Genomic DNA, 16,818 nt, shown 5'->3' with positions numbered 1-16,818 from the left:
CAGCGCGTGATAGGACTCACAACGAGCAAGAGCCGGGCCGCCGGCCGGAGGAGCCGATCGCCGTGACGGAATCACTGAGGACGACGCCGGACGACAAGGTCGCCCTGATCACAGGGGCCGCGCGCGGCATCGGGCTTGCGACCGCCAAGAGATTCCTGTTGGAGGGCTGGCGCGTCGCGCTGCTCGACATCGAGACAAAGCTGCTCGACGATGCGACCGTCGCGCTCAGATCGCCTGAACGAACGCTGGCATTGCATTGCGACGTCTCGGATGCGGCGATGGTCGCCGACGCGCTGTCGCACATTGCCAAGAGGTTCGGCAGGCTCGACGCGCTCGTGAACAATGCCGGTGTCGCGCGCTTCGCGCCGATCATGGAGACCAGTGAGACCGACTGGCAGCGCATCCTCGACGTCAACCTGACCGGCCCGTTCCTGTGCACGCGCGCGGCCGTGCCGCTGATGCGCGAGCATGGCGGCGCGATCGTCAACATCACCTCGATCTCGGCCGTGCGCGCCTCGACCTTGCGCTCCGCCTACGGCACCAGCAAAGCGGCGCTGGCGCATCTCACCAAGCAACTCGCCGTCGAGCTCGCCTCCGCCGGCATCCGCGTCAACGCCGTGGCGCCGGGGCCGGTCGAAACCGCGATGGCCAAGGCGGTGCATACGCCGGAGATCCGCGCCGACTATCACGATGCCATACCGCTGAACCGCTACGGCCTTGAAGAAGAGCTGGCCGAAGCCATCTTCTTCCTCTGCTCGGAGCGCTCGAGCTACATCACAGGTCAGGTGCTGGCCGTCGACGGCGGCTTCGACGCTGCCGGAATCGGGCTGCCGACGTTGCGAGGGCAGCGCAGGAACGCTTGACGAGAAACGCGTGAGGCGACGATGCCGAGCCGGGTGCGCATCATTCTGACTTTGCTGCTCGCGGTGGTCCTGTGGGGGATCGCGACCATGCTGGCGCGCGCCGATGTCCGGATCATCTCATCGCCGGGCGGCGAAGTCGGCCCGTTCCTGGAATTGTTCGAGAAGGTGCGCGCCTCCGGCGAGCGCGTCGTGATCGACGGTCCTTGCCTGTCTGCCTGCACGCTGGTGCTGAGCATCGTGCCGGAGGAGCGCATCTGCGTCACGCGCCGCGCCACGCTCGGCTTCCACGCGGCGCGCTCGGTCGACCGCCGCGGCCGCGTCTATGCGGAGCCGGAGGCCTCGCAGATCGTCTTGCGCACCTATCCTACGCCCGTACGCCACTGGATCGAGCGCCGCGGCGGACTGACGTCGCGGCTCCTGGTGCTGCGCGGGCGCGAGCTGAAGGCGATGTACGCCTCCTGCCGCTGAAGCATGATCCGGAAAAGTGCGCAGCGGTTTTCCGAAAAGATCATGCGCAAACAGAGTTCTAAAGCGTGATGACGATTCATCCAGATCTCATCGCGCTTTAGCGAAGTCAGGCCTCGTAACCGTCAGCCGGGGAGTTGATCATCCAGGGAATGCCGAAGCGATCGACGCCCATGCCGAAGCCCTTCGACCAGAACGTCTGGCCGAACGGCATGGTGACGGCGCCGCCCGCGATCAGCGCGTTGAACTTGCGCTCGGCCTCGGCCGGGTCCTTGATCTGGAGCGACACCGAGATGCCGTTCGGCTCGCCTTGATAATATTCGGGCGGCGAGTCCGAGGCCATGATGACATCGCCGGCGATCGAGAAGCGGACATGCATGATCCTGTCCTTGTGCTCCGGCGCCGACGGCATCTCCGGCGGAGCCTCGCCATAGCGCATCATCATGTCGACCTTGGCGCCGAGCACCTCGCCATAATGCTTGAGCGCCTGCTCGCAATCGCCGTTGAAGGTGAGATAGGGACAGATCATCGACATCCTCCTTGGTTGAGAAGATCAGCGCAGCGGCAGCAGCGCGCGCAACCGGCGGTCGCGCAGCCACAAGCCGCCCCACACCATCAGCCCGAGATAGACGCCGAACAGCACGTGGCTGAACAGCGGGCTGCCGATGCGGACATGCGAGGCGATGGCCCCGCCGAGATAGCCGGTGAGCAGGATCGCGCCGAGCAGCGAGGTCGCCGGCAGCGCATAGAGCACGGTGCAGAACAGCGTGATCAGCCCGAGCGCGCGCGCCATCCCGTCGCTGCCGCCATAGCCCATCTGGTCCATTGTCTGCGTGACCACAGCGAGCGGAATGAGCTTGATCGCGCCGTCGAACAGCAGGAACAGGATCACCAGCCCGCTCAGGATGCGGCCGCCCCACAATTCGGCGCGCGAGACCGGCTGCTCCAAGGTGATCGTCGACATTCCAAGCTCCTCCCCATCAGGCTGCTCCAAGGACGCCGGAGGCACGCCGCCGCCGACAATGAGGCACACGATTTCCGCTCCGATCTCGGCCCGACTTCACTGACCTGCTCGGACCTGCGCGGTCGCGCTGTCGCGCATCAGCCGATCCAACTGCATGCGGATATGGGCGGCTTCCGCCGAGCTGTGCGCCAGCGCGATGGCGCGATCGAACGCGGTCCGCGCCTCGTCATTGCGCCCGATCTGCATCAGCAATGCGCCGCGCACGCCGAAGAAATAGAAGTAGTTGCCGAGCCGGGTCTCGAGCGGCGCGATCAGGTCGAGCGCGGCCTGCGCACCGCGTACCTTGGAAACCGCCACTGCGCGATTCAGCGTGACCACCGGCGACGGCTGCACCACTTCGAGCGCACCGTAGAGCAGATCGATCTGGGTCCAGTCGGCGTCCTCGGGCCGCGCCGCGCGCGCATGCAGCGCCGCGATCGCCGCCTGGATCTGATACGGGCCGCTGCGGCGATGCCGCATCGCCTTGTCGATCAGCGCCAGGCCTTCGGCGATCAGCGGCTGATTCCACAGCGTGCGATCCTGGTCGTCGAGCAGGATCGGCATTCCCTCGGCGTCGAAACGGGCCGCGCTGCGGGCGTGCTGCAGCAGCAGCAAGGCCGTCAGCCCCATGATCTCCGGCTCGCCCGGAAACAGCCGCAGCAGCAGCCGCGCCAGGCGGATCGCCTCCTCGGAGAGCGGCTGACGCAGCGCGGCCGTCTCGCCGCTGGCGGAATAGCCCTCGTTGAAGATCAGGTAGATCATCGCCGCGACGGCCAGCAGCCGCTCGGAACGCTCGACCGCGCCGGGCGTCTCGAACGGCACATTCGCCTGCGCGACGCGCGCCTTGGCGCGGGTGATGCGCTGCTCCATGGCAGCTTCGCTGACCAGGAAGGCGCGGGCGATCTGCTTCACCGTCAGGCCGGACACCACGCGCAGCGCCAGCGCGATCTGCTGCGTCGCGGGCAGCTCCTTGTGGCAGCAGATGAACAGCAGGCGGAGAATATCATCGCGATAATGCGAGCCGTCGAGCCGGTCGGCGATCGCGCTCTCGGCGTCGCCGAGATCAGAGATCGCTTCGTCCTCCGGCAGCGGCTGCTCGCGCCGGGTGCGCCTGACATCGTCGATCCCCGCGTTGCGGCCGACCATGATCAGCCACGCCGCGGGATCGCGCGGCGGTCCGTTCTGCGGCCAGCTCTTCAGCGCCCGCAAGCAGGCATTCTGAAACGCCTCCTCGGCCGTATCGAGATCACGAAAATAGCGCAGGAGCGCGCCGACGGCCTGGGGGCGTGCTGATGTCAGTGTCGCATCGATCCAGGCCGCATCGCTCATGCCAGCACTCCACCCGGCCGGAACGTGCCGACGGGCCGGATCTCGTAGGAGCCGCCGGGGTTGGCTTCGCCGAGCTCGCGCGCAACCTCCAGCGCCTCATCGAGATTGGCGCAGTCGACGAGATAGAAGCCAAGCAGTTGCTCCTTGGTCTCCGCGTAGGGACCATCGAGCACCAGCGGCGGATCTTCCTTGCGCAGCGTGGTCGCCGCCGTGGTCGGCAGCAGCCGGGCCACCGGCCCGAGCCGCCCCTGCTTGGCGAGCTTTTCCTGAATGACCGCCAGCTTGGCCATGACGGCGGCATCCTGGTCCTTGCTCCAGGCGCAGACGACATCCTCGTCGTGATAGCAAAGCAGCGCGTACAGCATCGGCGAACCTCTCCCTTCGTTTATCAAGACGGGGGAGTATGCCCGCAGCCGACAGGCCGGCGAAGAATTTTCACCGGTTCCGGCGATCGGAACGACCGCCTACCAGGAGATGCCGTACTTGCCCGCGATGTTGCGCGCACGCGTCTCCGCGGCGCTTTCGCGCGGCTGTTTGGCGCGCCCGGCGCGACGCTGCGACTGTCCCTGGCCCGCGGCGCCCTGGCTGTTGGCGGCCTGCGACATCCCGCCCTGGCCTTGGCCGGCCTGCGGCTGGCCGCCCTTGCCGATCGAAATGCCATTGGACGACAGGATCGACCCGACGTCGACGGTCTGGGCCTGGGACGCGGTGGCGGTCACCAGAAAAGCGGCGGCGAGAAGCAGTTTGCGCATGGGGATGTCTCCTTGATGATGGCCGGAGATTGGCGGCCGCGCGCGATCTGGTATGTGGAACAGATCACTCACGCTTCGAGGACGATCCGATGACCAAAGGCGCGCTGGCGCTCCTGATCCATGGCGGCACCGATAACTGGTCGCCGCAGCGCTGGAAGGCGCGCTTCAACGATGTCTGCGCCGACCGTCCGGTGGTGCTGCTGCCCGATGCCGGGCTCGATCCGGCTGACGTGCACTACGCGGCGGTGTGGAAACCGGTGCCCGGCGAGCTCGCCGGCTTTCCGAACCTGCGCGTGATCTTCAATCTCGGCGCTGGCGTCGATGCGCTGATGGCCGACAAGACCCTGCCGAGCGTGCCGCTGGTGCGCGTCGCCGTTGACGACCTCACGCAGCGGATGACCGAATGGGTCGTGCTGCATGTTCTGATGCACCATCGCCAGGAGCTCTATCTGCGCGAGTCGCAGCGGGTGAAGCGCTGGGCGCCGAAATATCAATGGCCCGCGGCGGCGATCAACGTCGGCGTTCTCGGATTGGGCACGCTGGGGATCGACGCCGCCGAGGTGCTCAAGCGGATCGGCTTCCAGGTCGCCGGCTGGAGCCGCAGCGACAAGCAGGTGGATGGCATCGAGACCTTCCACGGTGCAGCGCAGCTCGGCGCGTTCCTGGCCCGGACCGACATTTTGGTGTCGCTGCTGCCGTTGACGCCGGACACGCGCGGCATTCTCGATCGCAAGATGTTCGCTGGTCTGCGGCGCTCCTCGCCGCTCGGCGCGCCCATCATGATCAATGCCGGCCGCGGCGGCCTGCAGAACGAGGCCGACATTCTGGCTTGCCTCGATGACGGCACGCTGGGGGCGGTGTCGCTCGACGTGTTCGGCCAGGAGCCGCTGCCGACGGACAGCCCGTTCTGGACCCATCCGAAGGTGGTGCTGACGCCGCACAACGCCGCCGACACCGATGCCGACGCGATCTCGCGCTATGTTGGCGAACAGATCGCGACGTTCGAGGCCGGCGGCACGCTGCGCAATCTGGTCGACCGCGTCAGGGGGTATTGAGACGTTACTTGCCGCCCAGCATCACATCGATCGCGCCGGCGACGATCGCTTCCAGCTTCTCACGCGGCTCCCGCGCCCGGGCGCGGACCGCAATCGAGTGGATCGTCGCCGACGCCATTTGCGCCAGCACCATGGGGTCGGCATGCTCCGGCAGCTCGCCCTTCTCCTTGGCGCGGCGAAAGCAATGCGCGAACGCCTTGTCGAGCTCGGTCAGCGCGTTTTGCACCATGGCGCGGATGTCCGGGTCGGCCACCGCCTCGGAGCCGGCCGTCATCACCGTGAAGCAGCCGCGCGGCCCTTCTTCTCCGGACAGATAGATGTCGAGCGCGGTGGCGAAGATCTGCTCCAGCTGTCGGCGCACCGGCCAGTCGTGGCGGAAGATGTCGCCCATCAGCGCGCGGGCATTGTCGCGGTAGCGCTGATAGCTCTTGATGTAGAGCTCACGCTTGTCGCCGAACGCGCCATAAAGGCTCGGCCGGTTCATGCCGGTTGCGGCGCTGAGATCGTCGAGCGAGGTCGCCGCAAAACCCGTCGTCCGGAACAGATCGAGCGCCTTGCCGAGCGCGACCTCCGGCTCATAGGCCCGCGGCCGTCCGCGCCGCTTCGGCTCGGCCGGCGCCGCGGGTTTTTCTGCCGGTGGGTCGCCATGCGGCGGCCCTTTCTTTTTTTGTACCATTTCGCACTAAATTCCTTGACCCGCCATATATTATGCGAGACAGTATAAAAATCAATTAACGCTCCGGGTCGGAGTTTCAGGGAGAACGTTCATGGATCTCTATTTCTCACCGCTCGCCTGCTCGCTCGCCACCCGCATAGCGCTTTACGAGGTCGGCGCGGCAGCGACCTATCTCGAGGTCGACCCGAAGACGAAGATCGTCCTCAATGACGGATCTGATTTCCGTATCGTGAACCCGCTCGGCCTCGTCCCGACCGTACGCACCGATGACGGCGACTTGCTCACCGAGAATGCGGCCATCCTTCAGTACGTCGCGGACCGCTTTCCCGACGCGAAGCTCGGCACGAGCCCCGGCATGGACCGCAGCCGGCTGCATCAATGGCTCTGCTTCATCGGCACCGAATTGCACAAGGGTCTCTTCATCCCGATCCTCGACAGAACCGCGCCCGAGGAGATGAAGGTCCATGTTCTGAAGAAGAACCTGACGCGGCTCGACCATCTCGACAACCATCTGCGCGATCGCGCGTTTCTGCTCGATCATTTCACCGTCGCCGACGCCTATCTCGTCACCGTGATCAACTGGACGATGGCCACACCGCCGATCGAGCTCGCCAAATGGCCCGCCGTGAAAGCCTACTACGAGCGCCTGCGTGCGCGGCCGTCGATTGCACGCGCAATCGCCGAGGAGTTCGAGCTCTACAAGGCGGAACTCGCGCGACACAAGGCGGCTGCCTAGCCGCGATGCTTGACCGCGGTCATGCCGAGTTGCAATCCTCGAATCGCAGGAGGATTGCACGTGGCAGGCCCATCCGTACGAGAACGATTGTTGGCGGACCGGCGCGCGCTGCTCGATCTGGGCACGCGCAACCGGCTCGTGCACATCCCGCTCAAGACCAAGACCACCCGCACGATCGACATCGTCGGCGCACGCTCTGCGACACTGTTCGAGTTGCTCGGCGAGGGCAAGCGCTTCACGTTCCTGCCGACGAAGGCGGAGATGCCTGCAGACAAGGTGGAACGGCCTGCCGAAACGCCGGACACCGCTCCGGCTCTCCCGCTGCCCCCATCCAGCACGCCGCCCGCGAGCACAGGCCAGGCCGAGAACGTTTCGGAGACACAGCCTCGGCCAGCCGACACGCGCCTGCAGACCCGCCTGTCGTCCGAGGCCTTGCAGAAGCGTCTCCTCGACATCTGGTACGACGCGCGCACGCTGGAAGAGGAACAGGGCGTCAACATCCTCTATCTCGCGTTCGGACTGCTGAAATGGTTCGAGGACGACAAGTCCGACACCGAGCGCTTCGCGCCGCTCGTCCTTCTTCCCGTCCGACTCGAACGCAGCAGCGCGGCTGATCGGTTTCATCTGGTCTCGCGCGCCGAGCCACCCTCGCCGAATCTGTCCCTGCAGGCCAAGCTCGACGCCGAGTTCGGATTGAAGCTCGCGGATTTCGGCGACGAGGACGATGTCGACATCGCGGGATATCTGGCCGGCGTCGCCGAGACGGTCGCGAACAAGAAGAGATGGGAGGTGAAGACGGACGCAGTCGTCCTTGGTTTCTTCTCCTTCTCCAAGTTCCTGATGTATCGCGACCTCGATCCGGAGAACTGGCCGTCAGACGGCGCACTGGACCGCCATCCGCTGATCACGGCGCTGCTGCAGAACGGCTTCGAAGCGTCTGCGCCGATCGTTGCCGAGAACGGCAAGATCGATCCCGTGATCCAGCCGATCGCGATGAACCACGTCGTCGACGCGGATTCGTCGCAGGCCGTGGTGATCGAGGAAGTCGTCCGCGGCCGCGATCTCGTCGTCAAGGGCCCGCCGGGTACAGGCAAGTCGCAGACCATCACCAACATCATCGCCTCGGCTGCGGCCGAGGGGAAGACGGTGCTGTTCGTGGCCGAGAAGATGGCGGCGCTCGACGTCGTGCATCGGCGGCTGAAAGCCGTAGGCCTCGGGTCCCTCGCGCTCGAACTGCACTCCAACAAGGCGAACAAGCGCGTCCTGCTCGAGGAGCTGAAGCGCTGCAAATCAGCTTCAGCTCAAGCGCCGCGTGCCGAGGCAACCTTGGTGCAACGCCTGACCGACAGTCGCGACAGTCTTAACCGCCACGCCGACATGATGCACCAGCCGCATCAGCCGAGCGAGCTCACACCGTTCCGGTTGCTTGGCCATCTCGTACGTTGCGGCGAGACCGCCGCACAGCCGCCGCTTCCGTTGCAAGGCGCGCCCTCCTGGACGCCGCTGAACCTGGAGCGGCGGCGCGAGCTGATCGCAGAGCTCGCCGAGCGGATTGCAGCCGACGGGGCACCTCATCTGCACCCCTGGCGGGGCGTCGGCCGTGACGCGCTCGATCCGGCCGAGATGGCGCAGCTGCGGAAATCGCTGGACGACGTCGCAAGCGTTCTCGGCCAAGTGACGGCAGGTGCCGCGCGCGTGAGTACACCGCTCGAGGAGCCGCCACCGGTCACGTTCGCTGACGCCGCGGGACTGCTGGCCTTCGCCGAAGCCACAGCCGCGATGCCGGAATGCGACAAGACTGCCTTCTGCGATCCGATCTGGAGCAGGCCGCAGGAAGTTACCGATATCGTCGACAAGGGACTCCGCTACGCCAAGCTGAAAGCTGCGTTCGAATCCGCCTTCGTCGAGTCGGCCTGGGAGTCCTCGATGGTGGATTGCCGCAAGGTGATCGCGGAGAAAGGCGGTTCCTGGCTGCGCTTTCTCAGCGCCCGCTATCGCGGACAGATGGCGCTGCTGGCTTCGTACCTGAAAGTGCCGATGCCGAAGTCGCTCGATCAGCGGCTTCTGCTGATCGACGGCCTTATCGCCGCCCAAGCCGCGCGCAAATCCTTCGAGGAGGTGGAGAGTGCCGGCCGCGCAGCCTTTGGAACCGCGTGGCAAAAGGAGCAGTCGGACTGGGATGCTCTCGCAAAGCTGACGGCCTGGTGGATCGCCTTTCCCAAAGCATTTGCGACCGAAGGCATGCGTCAGCGCCTGACGCATCTCACGCTGTCCTCTGACGACAGGCAAGCGATCGATCAATTCAGGAGCGATCTCGCGAGTCTGGGCTCTGGCCTTCGGCACCTGACCGCATTCCTGCAGTTGGAGCCGGAGCGAATCCCGCTCGACGCAGTCGATCAGCTGCGGTTCGGCGAGCTGTCGCAGACGGTGGCCGAGTGGCAGAACTCCACCGAGCGCCTGACCCGCTGGATCGCGTTCATGGAGCGGATCCGACTCGCACGTGCGGACGGTCTCGCGGCGCTGGTCGATCGCGCGCTCGATGGCTCGCTGCCGGGCGACGCCCTGGAACAGACCTTCGACAATTCCTATTACGACGCGATGCGCAGCGTTATCTTCGCCCAGCATCCACAGCTGAAGCGCTTTGACGGCGAGTCGCATGACCGGCTGGTCGACGGCTTCCGTAAGCTCGACGTCGAGCGCATGCAGCTGGCCCGCGATCAGATCGCCTATGAGCACGCCGCGGCGCTGCCACGCAACGCCGGCGGCATCGGCCCGCTCGGCGTGCTCAATGGCGAGCTCGCCAAGAAGCGCAATCACCTGCCGATCCGCCAATTGCTGGAGCGTGCGGGTCCGGTCGTCCAGCAGATCAAGCCGATCTTCCTGATGAGCCCGCTGTCGGTGGCCCAGTTCCTGAAGCCCGGCGCGATCGTATTCGACCTGCTCGTCGTCGACGAGGCCTCGCAGATCGAGCCGGTCGACGCGCTCGGCGCGGTCGCGCGCTGCCGGCAGATGGTGGTGGTCGGCGACGAACGGCAATTGCCGCCGACGCGCTTCTTCGCGAAGTTGACGGGGAACGAAGACGAGGATGCCGACGATGAGGATCAGCCGACCTTCCAGGTGAAGGACGCCGAGAGCATCCTCGACCTCTGCCTCGCCAAGGGCTTGTCGCATCGCATGCTGAACTGGCACTACCGCAGCAAGCACCAGTCGCTGATCGCGGTGTCGAACAAGCAGTTCTATGACAACCGGCTGTTCATCGTGCCGAGCCCCTATGACGCCGTGGCGGGCATGGGGCTGAAGTTCAACTACAACCCCGAAGCTCATTACGAGCGCGGCAGCAGCAGGACCAATCCCCACGAGGCGCGACTCGTGGCCGAGGCCGTCATGCGCCACGCGCGCGAGACCCCGGAACGAAGCCTGGGAGTCGCGACCTTCTCGGTGGCGCAGCGCCAGGCCATTCAGGACCAGCTCGAAATCCTGCGCAAGGAGAGCCCCGACACCGAGGAGTTCTTCTCTCGCGGATCGAGCGAACCGTTCTTCGTCAAGAATCTCGAGAACATCCAGGGCGACGAGCGCGACGTCATCTTCATTTCGATCGGCTACGGCCGGACGAAGGAAGGCTTCGTCTCGATGAGCTTCGGCCCGCTGAACTCGGACGGCGGCGAACGCCGCCTCAATGTGCTGATCTCCCGCGCCAAGCTGCGGTGCGAGGTGTTCTCCTCGATCACCGGCGACGACATCGACCTGTCGCGCGCCAAGGGCCACGGCATCGCGGCGCTGAAGACGTTCCTGACCTTCGCGCAGACCGGCCAACTCGGGATCGCGCAGGAGACCGGCCGCGATCCCGACTCGGTGTTCGAGGAGCAGGTCGCGGCCGGGCTGCGGGCGCTCGGCCATGATGTGAAGACGCAGATCGGCACCGCCGGCTTCTTCGTCGATCTCGCGATCGTCGATCCTGAGAAACCTGGCCGCTTCCTGCTCGGCATCGAATGCGACGGCGCGCAATATCACGCCTCGCGCTCGGCACGGGATCGCGATCGCCTGCGGCAGAACGTGCTGGAAGCACATGGCTGGGTGCTGCATCGGATATGGTCAACAGACTGGTTTCTCCGCCCGAAGGAGGAGACCGAGAAGGTGCTGCGCGCCATCGATGCCGCCAAGGCGCACTGGCAGGAGATCGACGAAGGCGCCACCGAGGAGCAACCCGAGCCGCCGGCGCAGCCAACCGAGCCATCGCCGGAGCCGTCCGAGGCCCGGCACCCAGAGATTATCGCACAGGCGCCGGCAGCTGTTGCCTACGAGGAGGCGAAGCTGCGGGTACGGCGCGAGACCGAGCCGCACGAGACGTCGCTGGCCACCATGACGAAGCACGTCGTCGAGATCGTCGCCGTCGAAGGGCCGGTGCATGAATCGGAAATCATCGTCCGGATCCGATCGTCCTGGGGCCTCGCCCGCGCCGGCAACCGCATTCGCGACGCGGTGAAGGCGGCGCTGAACGCGGCGGTGGCGAAGGGACAGATCGCGGGCGGTCCGTTCTATCATGTGCCCGGTCAGGCGGTCGTCGTGCGAAACCGGGAGGACGTGCAGTCGACGACCTTGCGGAAGCCCGAGATGCTGCCGCCGGAGGAGATCAAGGCGGCCATCCTGCAGGTCGTCGAGCAGAACTTTGGCGCCGAGGAGGACCAGCTGATCCAGGCGGTGGCCCGCCTGTTCGGGTTCGGAGCAACCAGCGCCCAGCTGCGCGAGGCGGTGCAGGGCGGCCTCGAGGATCTGCTTCAATCGGGGCGCCTGCGGCGCGAGGGAGATCTGCTCACCAAGCCGGAGGCCTCGCCCGCCTCACCGGCGTGATCCGCTAAGCGAGGTCCGCCTTCATCAGGTCGCGCAGCGCCTTCGGGATCGGCTGCGCCCTGCCGCCGCTGATGAAGGCGACGCGGACGTCGGCCTTGACGAGCACCTCCTCAGCCCGCCGCACCTCCTGCGCCAGCGTGATCGACGCGCCCTTGACCGCGATCGGCCATGTCACGACATCGAGCACGTCGTCCATCCGCGCCGGGCGCAGGAAGTCCAAAGTCATCGAACGCACGACGAAGGCGAAGCCCGGGACTTCGCTGGCGGCCTCCGCAAAGAGGGCATGCTGCTCCGCACCCATCAGCCGCAGGTGATTGGTGCGGCCGCGCTCCATGAAGCGGAGGTAATTGGCGTGGTAGACGATGCCTGAAAAATCGGTGTCCTCGTAGTAGACGCGCACCTGCATGTGGTGGCGGCCGTCGCGGATCTCGCCGTCGAGATGGGGTTGGGTCACTGGAAATCCTCGATCGCCGGAAATGCGATCGTTTCGCGCAAGTGAGCCGCGAGCGCAAGCTCAAGAGGTCACCTCCATCGGTTCCCCGCCGACGGTGACCTGCACGATCTCAGGCGGCATCCCGATCCGCACGGGCATCAGGCTGCAGCCGAGACCACCGGAGACGATCACGTCGCACTGCGTGCGGATGTGGCCATAAGCAAGGTCGACTCCGTTGCGGGCCGGCACGGCGGGCGACCAGCCGAGCACGCGCACCTGGCCACCATGCGTATGACCGGACAGTTGCAACGAGACCCGCGACGGGACACGCAATGCGACGTCAGGCTCATGCGCCAGCAAGATGACCGGCGCACCGTCCGTGACCTTGCGTAGCGTGCCAGCAAGATCATCAATCCCGATCCGCGGCACCGGGCGAAACCGCCGCGCGGCCATGTAGGCGAGTTGATCTCCGAGGCCGGCCAGCCAGAAGGCATGGCCATCCTTGGTGAGTCGGACGACCTCGTTCTCATAGACCGGGATGCCGGCAGCCTCGAGCGCCTTCTGTGCGTATGGTGCGCCGTGACCGTCGCGCTGCACCGTCTTGTCGTCCCAGTAGTCGTGATTGCCCAGAATGGCGTGGACGCCGAGCGGCGCCTTGAGGCCGCCGAGCACCGGCGCCCACGCCGCGGCGTCGATCCGGCCGAGATGATGCCGATGACCGGCCACGTAGTCGCCGAGCAGGACGATCAGGTCCGGCTTCAGCGCATTGGTGCGCTGGACGATGCCGTCGATATGCATCAGCGACATCCAGGGATCGCAGGCGTGGATGTCCGCGATCGCCGCGATCTTCAGCTTGAAGCCGACCGGCCAGTTGCGCGGGCGAACGTGGTAGTCGGTCACGCCGAGGCGGAGCGGCTCAATGCCGACTCCGTAGGTCGCGGTGGAAAAACCGGTGGCGGCGAAAGCGCCCGAGAATTTCAGAAAGCGGCGGCGTGACAGCATGGACGAACTCCTCGCACGCAATCCTTTTCCTCGTTCATTGCAACCGATTTCGGGTGCGTCTGTGCAGATTGTCAGCAGATTCGTTAATCATCGTCGTCATTCCCGAACAGGCCGATCTGGGTGGAATCGCGGTTGGCTGGCTCGGCCATGCCGAGGTGCTTGAAGGCATGCGAGGTCAGCAGCCGGCCGCGCGGGGTGCGCTGCAGATAGCCGCATTGGATGAGATAGGGCTCGATGATGTCCTCGATGGCGTCGCGCGGCTCGGAGAGCGCCGCCGCCATGGTCTCGACGCCGACCGGCCCGCCGCCGTAGTTCAGCGCGATGGTCGAAAGATAGCGCCGGTCCATCGCATCGAGCCCGGCGGCATCCACCTCCAGCGCGCACAGCGCGTGATCGGCAATCGCGCGATCGATGGCGCTGGCATTGGCGGCCGAGGCGAAGTCGCGCACGCGCCGCAGCAGTCTTCCGGCGATGCGCGGGGTGCCGCGGGCGCGACGGGCGATCTCGTTGGCGCCATCAGGCGTCATGCCGACGCCGAGCACGCGGGCGCCGCGGGTGACGATGCCTTCCAGTTCTTCCACCGTGTAGAAGTTCAGCCGGATCGGAATGCCGAAACGGTCGCGCAGCGGATTGGTGAGCAGACCCGCGCGCGTCGTCGCGCCCACCAGCGTGAACTTCGAAAGATCGATCTTCACCGACCGCGCCGCCGGGCCCTCGCCGATGATGAGATCGAGCTGGAAGTCCTCCATCGCCGGATAGAGCACCTCCTCGACCGCCGGGCTGAGGCGATGGATCTCGTCGATGAACAACACGTCGCGCTCTTCGAGATTGGTGAGCAGCGCGGCGAGATCACCGGCCTTGGCGATCACGGGGCCGGATGTCGCGCGAAATCCGACGCCGAGCTCGCGCGCCACGATCTGCGCCAACGTCGTCTTGCCGAGCCCGGGCGGGCCGACGAACAGCACGTGGTCGAGCGCCTCGCCGCGCTTGCGCGCCGCTTCGATGAAGATCGATAGATTGGCGCGCGCCTGCTGCTGGCCGACGAACTCCGACAGCTGCTGCGGCCGCAGCGCGGTGTCGCCGACATCGTCGGAGCGCCGCTCCGGGCTCACCATGCGCGCAGGCGGCTTCATTCGTTGCCGCGCCGGTATTTGTTCGGCAGCAGCTCGCCGATGGTCACCGTCGCAGGCCCCTTGCCGTTGGACGGCACGATGACGCGCGCCTTGGCGTCGTAGTCATGGATCAGCTCGCGGCAGGTGCCGCAGGGCGAGACCACGGCGACCTCGCCGGGCTCGCCGGGCTTGGGATGACGCACCGCGACGATGGTCTCGATGCCATGGTCGCCGAACTCGGTGATGGCGCGGCCGATGGCGATGGCTTCGGCGCAGACGGCGTTGCGGCCGAGATAGGCGTCGATGTTGACGCCGGTGATGATACGGCCGTCGCGGGTGCGCATCGCCGCGCCGACCTCCTGCCAATCGTTGCGGTAGCGGCTCTTTACCGCCGACTTCGCCGCCTCGATCAGCTCCTTGTCCTTCTTGCTCACCATGGTCGAGATGATTGTCCTTCTGCGCGCCCGTCACAGCGGCGCGCGGCTATTTCGCCAGCTCCTTGAGGCCGAGGCGGATGAGTTGCGCGGTCTCGGCCTTGTCGCCGGCGGCACGCGAGGCGGCGGCGATCGCGGCGGCCGCCTGCGGCTGGCCATAGCCGAGATTGATGAGCGCGGAGATCGCATCCGCGATCGGCTGCGGCGCGCGGGACTCCTCGATCGCGCCAGACAGTTTGACCACGCCGGGATCGACATCGGCGAAGGCCGGCGCCTTGTCCTTCAGCTCGGTGACGATGCGCTCGGCGACCTTCGGGCCAACGCCCGGCGTGCGCGCCACCGCGGCCTTGTCCCGCAGCGCGATCGCGTTGGCGAGATCGGCCGGCGGCAAGGTGCCAAGGACGGCAAGAGCGACCTTGGCGCCGACGCCCTGCACGGTCTGCAAAAGACGAAACCATTCCCGTTCGACATCCGAGCGAAAACCGAACAGCTTGATCTGGTCCTCGCGCACATAGGTCTCGATCGATAATGTGGCGGCTTCGCCGGGGGACGGCAAGGCCTGCAACGTGCGCGCCGAGCAGTGCACCTGGTAGCCGACGCCGCCGACATCGAGGATCACGAAATCCTCGGCGTAGGAATCGATCAGCCCCTTGAGCTTGCCGATCATAGGCCGGCCACCTTCATGCGCAGCGCCTGACCCTGGCGGTGATGGGCGTGGGTGATGGCAATGGCCAGCGCATCGGCCGCGTCGGCCGAGGGCGGCTCGGCCTTGGGCAGCAGGATCTTCAGCATGACCGCGATCTGGCCCTTGTCGGCATGCCCTGCTCCGACCACGGTCTTCTTGACCTGATTGGGGGCGTATTCGGCGACCGAAATTCCGAACATCGCCGGCGCCAGCATGGCGATGCCGCGGGCCTGGCCGAGCTTCAAGGTGGCGACGCCGTCCTTGTTGACGAAGGTCTGCTCGACCGCCGCCTCCAGCGGCTGGAAGTCGGCGAGCACCTTCGCCAGCCCCTCGTGGATCGCCAGCAGCCGGTTCGCCAGCGGCAGGTCGTCGGGCGGCTCGACCGAGCCGCAGCCGACATAGATCAGCCGGTTGCCCTCGCTCTCGATCACGCCCCAGCCGGTGCGGCGGAGGCCGGGATCGATCCCGATGATGCGGACGGCTGCGCGAATCGGCTGGGCTTTCATGGGTTAGAGATAGCCTCGCGCCGCCCTGGTGGAAACATAAACGGAACGGCGGACGCCCCGTGGTTAACCGTCCGTCAACCGCCCATCTTCGCCATCAGCGCGTCGGAAATCTCGAAATTGGCATAGACGTTCTGGACGTCGTCGTGCTCGTTCAGCAGATCCATCAGCTTCACCAGCTTCTCGCCGGTCTCGTCGTCGACCGCCACCGTGTTCTGCGGCTTCCAGGTCAGCGCCGCCTTGCGCGGCTCGCCGAACTTGGCCTCGAGGTTCTTGGCGACCTCGTGGAAACTGTCCGGCGAGGCATAGACCTCGTGGCCGCCCTCGCCCGAAATCACGTCGTCGGCGCCGGCCTCGATCGCGGCGTCCAGCACGGCGTCATCGGAGGCGACGCTGCGGTCGAATTCGATGATCCCCACGCGGTCGAACATGAACGAGACCGAGCCGGTTTCGCCGAGATTGCCGCCGGACTTGGTGAAGAAGGAGCGGATGTCGGAGGCGGCGCGGTTGCGATTGTCGGTCAGCGCCTCGACGATCACGGCGACGCCGCCCGGGCCATAGCCTTCGTAGCGGATCTCGGCGTAGTTCTCGCCCTCGCCGCCGAGCGCCTTCTTGATGGCGCGCTCGATATTGTCCTTCGGCATGTTCTCGGCGCGGGCGGCGACCACGGCGGCGCGCAGGCGCGGGTTCATCGCCGGGTCCGGCGTGCCCAGCTTGGCGGCGACGGTGATTTCGCGCGCTAGCTTGCCGAACAGCTTGGACTTCATCGCATCCTGCCGACCCTTGCGATGCATGATGTTCTTGAATTGGGAATGGCCGGCCATGCGAGATCTCTTGCAATCGTCTGGAGGTCAGTGGGGAAGCGCGGCCTTATAGGCCGGGGAATCGTCAAAATCAAAGATTTGGGGTGGTTTCAAGGGGG

At 66.2% G+C, this 16,818-nt stretch carries 18 protein-coding genes; 5 read left to right on the top strand and 13 right to left on the bottom strand.

Features of this window, described 5'->3' with window-relative positions; genetic code table 11:
* Positions 1–62: 62 nt before the first annotated feature.
* Both ACQR0Z_RS04495 and ACQR0Z_RS04490 read left to right on the top strand, forming a co-directional pair.
* Positions 63–863 (top strand): SDR family NAD(P)-dependent oxidoreductase, encoded by an 801-nt coding sequence (locus tag ACQR0Z_RS04495; RefSeq protein ID WP_434879935.1) that lies wholly within the window; start codon positions 63–65, stop codon positions 861–863.
* Between the two features lie 21 nt (positions 864–884).
* On the top strand, positions 885–1,331 hold the full coding sequence (locus ACQR0Z_RS04490) for a hypothetical protein (RefSeq protein WP_434917800.1): 447 nt from the start codon (positions 885–887) through the stop codon (positions 1,329–1,331).
* Between the two features lie 106 nt (positions 1,332–1,437).
* Here ACQR0Z_RS04490 and ACQR0Z_RS04485 read toward each other — a convergent pair whose 3' ends face one another.
* The 5 genes from ACQR0Z_RS04485 to ACQR0Z_RS04465 all read right to left on the bottom strand — a co-directional run bounded on the left by ACQR0Z_RS04485 (position 1,438) and on the right by ACQR0Z_RS04465 (position 4,412).
* Complete coding sequence (locus tag ACQR0Z_RS04485) at positions 1,438–1,857, bottom strand: VOC family protein (RefSeq protein ID WP_434917799.1); 420 nt, start codon at positions 1,855–1,857, stop codon at positions 1,438–1,440.
* Positions 1,858–1,881: 24 nt separating this feature from the next.
* Positions 1,882–2,250 (bottom strand): DoxX family protein, encoded by a 369-nt coding sequence (locus ACQR0Z_RS04480; RefSeq protein WP_434918023.1) that lies wholly within the window; start codon positions 2,248–2,250, stop codon positions 1,882–1,884.
* A gap of 138 nt (positions 2,251–2,388) precedes the next feature.
* Positions 2,389–3,660, bottom strand: a complete 1,272-nt coding sequence (locus ACQR0Z_RS04475) for an RNA polymerase sigma factor (protein WP_434917798.1) — start codon at positions 3,658–3,660, stop codon at positions 2,389–2,391.
* Positions 3,657–4,025 (bottom strand): YciI family protein, encoded by a 369-nt coding sequence (locus ACQR0Z_RS04470; RefSeq protein ID WP_434917797.1) that lies wholly within the window; start codon positions 4,023–4,025, stop codon positions 3,657–3,659. The genes ACQR0Z_RS04475 and ACQR0Z_RS04470 overlap by 4 nt, the downstream gene beginning before the upstream one ends.
* Positions 4,026–4,124: 99 nt before the next feature.
* The gene (locus tag ACQR0Z_RS04465; RefSeq protein ID WP_434917796.1) at positions 4,125–4,412 is read right to left on the bottom strand and encodes a hypothetical protein; all 288 of its coding nucleotides are present in this window, start codon (positions 4,410–4,412) and stop codon (positions 4,125–4,127) included.
* Between the two features lie 89 nt (positions 4,413–4,501).
* On the opposite strand from ACQR0Z_RS04465, the gene ACQR0Z_RS04460 reads away from it, so the two are divergent.
* Positions 4,502–5,467: a 2-hydroxyacid dehydrogenase gene (locus ACQR0Z_RS04460; protein WP_434879938.1), complete on the top strand. Its 966-nt coding sequence runs from the start codon at positions 4,502–4,504 to the stop codon at positions 5,465–5,467.
* Between the two features lie 4 nt (positions 5,468–5,471).
* Here the strand turns inward: ACQR0Z_RS04460 and ACQR0Z_RS04455 are convergent, their stop codons facing one another.
* Positions 5,472–6,143 (bottom strand): TetR/AcrR family transcriptional regulator, encoded by a 672-nt coding sequence (locus tag ACQR0Z_RS04455; protein ID WP_434856211.1) that lies wholly within the window; start codon positions 6,141–6,143, stop codon positions 5,472–5,474.
* Between the two features lie 91 nt (positions 6,144–6,234).
* On the opposite strand from ACQR0Z_RS04455, the gene ACQR0Z_RS04450 reads away from it, so the two are divergent.
* Positions 6,235–6,879, top strand: coding sequence for a glutathione binding-like protein (locus ACQR0Z_RS04450; protein WP_434917795.1), 645 nt, complete (start codon positions 6,235–6,237; stop codon positions 6,877–6,879).
* A gap of 87 nt (positions 6,880–6,966) precedes the next feature.
* Positions 6,967–11,727 carry a DUF3320 domain-containing protein gene (locus ACQR0Z_RS04445; protein WP_434918022.1) on the top strand — a complete coding sequence of 1,587 codons (4,761 nt, stop codon included), beginning with the start codon at positions 6,967–6,969 and terminating at the stop codon, positions 11,725–11,727.
* A gap of 4 nt (positions 11,728–11,731) precedes the next feature.
* Here ACQR0Z_RS04445 and ybgC read toward each other — a convergent pair whose 3' ends face one another.
* From ybgC to ACQR0Z_RS04410, 7 genes are all read right to left on the bottom strand, one after another.
* Complete coding sequence (gene ybgC / locus ACQR0Z_RS04440; protein ID WP_434879941.1) at positions 11,732–12,181, bottom strand: tol-pal system-associated acyl-CoA thioesterase; 450 nt, start codon at positions 12,179–12,181, stop codon at positions 11,732–11,734.
* A 60-nt stretch (positions 12,182–12,241) separates the two neighbouring features.
* Positions 12,242–13,162, bottom strand: a complete 921-nt coding sequence (locus ACQR0Z_RS04435; RefSeq protein ID WP_434917794.1) for a metallophosphoesterase — start codon at positions 13,160–13,162, stop codon at positions 12,242–12,244.
* An 83-nt stretch (positions 13,163–13,245) separates the two neighbouring features.
* On the bottom strand, positions 13,246–14,295 hold the full coding sequence (gene ruvB, locus ACQR0Z_RS04430; RefSeq protein WP_434917793.1) for a Holliday junction branch migration DNA helicase RuvB: 1,050 nt from the start codon (positions 14,293–14,295) through the stop codon (positions 13,246–13,248).
* Positions 14,292–14,711, bottom strand: a complete 420-nt coding sequence (locus ACQR0Z_RS04425) for a cytidine deaminase (RefSeq protein WP_434856215.1) — start codon at positions 14,709–14,711, stop codon at positions 14,292–14,294. The genes ruvB and ACQR0Z_RS04425 overlap by 4 nt, the downstream gene beginning before the upstream one ends.
* Positions 14,712–14,757: 46 nt before the next feature.
* Positions 14,758–15,375, bottom strand: a complete 618-nt coding sequence (gene ruvA / locus ACQR0Z_RS04420) for a Holliday junction branch migration protein RuvA (protein WP_434917792.1) — start codon at positions 15,373–15,375, stop codon at positions 14,758–14,760.
* Positions 15,372–15,899: a crossover junction endodeoxyribonuclease RuvC gene (gene ruvC / locus ACQR0Z_RS04415; protein WP_172109985.1), complete on the bottom strand. Its 528-nt coding sequence runs from the start codon at positions 15,897–15,899 to the stop codon at positions 15,372–15,374. The genes ruvA and ruvC overlap by 4 nt, the downstream gene beginning before the upstream one ends.
* Positions 15,900–15,973: 74 nt before the next feature.
* Positions 15,974–16,720, bottom strand: a complete 747-nt coding sequence (locus ACQR0Z_RS04410; RefSeq protein WP_009026704.1) for a YebC/PmpR family DNA-binding transcriptional regulator — start codon at positions 16,718–16,720, stop codon at positions 15,974–15,976.
* Positions 16,721–16,818: the final 98 nt, after the last annotated feature.

The sequence above is a fragment of the Bradyrhizobium sp. HKCCYLS3077 genome (assembly GCF_051167555.1).
Lineage (GTDB): Bacteria > Pseudomonadota > Alphaproteobacteria > Rhizobiales > Xanthobacteraceae > Bradyrhizobium.
This window is presented reverse-complemented; position numbering and strand designations above follow the sequence as displayed.

Bases quoted from the DNA above. Each gene is read 5' to 3' on its own strand.
- ACQR0Z_RS04490 (WP_434917800.1), top strand. From the start codon at position 885: ATGCCGAGCCGGGTGCGCATCATTCTGACTTTGCTGCTCGCGGTGGTC.
- ACQR0Z_RS04485 (WP_434917799.1), bottom strand. From the start codon at position 1,857: ATGATCTGTCCCTATCTCACCTTCAACGGCGATTGCGAGCAGGCGCTC.
- ACQR0Z_RS04475 (WP_434917798.1), bottom strand. From the start codon at position 3,660: ATGAGCGATGCGGCCTGGATCGATGCGACACTGACATCAGCACGCCCC.
- ACQR0Z_RS04470 (WP_434917797.1), bottom strand. From the start codon at position 4,025: ATGCTGTACGCGCTGCTTTGCTATCACGACGAGGATGTCGTCTGCGCC.
- ACQR0Z_RS04465 (WP_434917796.1), bottom strand. From the start codon at position 4,412: ATGCGCAAACTGCTTCTCGCCGCCGCTTTTCTGGTGACCGCCACCGCG.
- ACQR0Z_RS04460 (WP_434879938.1), top strand. From the start codon at position 4,502: ATGACCAAAGGCGCGCTGGCGCTCCTGATCCATGGCGGCACCGATAAC.
- ACQR0Z_RS04455 (WP_434856211.1), bottom strand. From the start codon at position 6,143: ATGGTACAAAAAAAGAAAGGGCCGCCGCATGGCGACCCACCGGCAGAA.
- ACQR0Z_RS04450 (WP_434917795.1), top strand. From the start codon at position 6,235: ATGGATCTCTATTTCTCACCGCTCGCCTGCTCGCTCGCCACCCGCATA.
- ACQR0Z_RS04435 (WP_434917794.1), bottom strand. From the start codon at position 13,162: ATGCTGTCACGCCGCCGCTTTCTGAAATTCTCGGGCGCTTTCGCCGCC.
- ruvB (WP_434917793.1), bottom strand. From the start codon at position 14,295: ATGAAGCCGCCTGCGCGCATGGTGAGCCCGGAGCGGCGCTCCGACGAT.
- ACQR0Z_RS04425 (WP_434856215.1), bottom strand. From the start codon at position 14,711: ATGGTGAGCAAGAAGGACAAGGAGCTGATCGAGGCGGCGAAGTCGGCG.
- ruvA (WP_434917792.1), bottom strand. From the start codon at position 15,375: ATGATCGGCAAGCTCAAGGGGCTGATCGATTCCTACGCCGAGGATTTC.
- ruvC (WP_172109985.1), bottom strand. From the start codon at position 15,899: ATGAAAGCCCAGCCGATTCGCGCAGCCGTCCGCATCATCGGGATCGAT.
- ACQR0Z_RS04410 (WP_009026704.1), bottom strand. From the start codon at position 16,720: ATGGCCGGCCATTCCCAATTCAAGAACATCATGCATCGCAAGGGTCGG.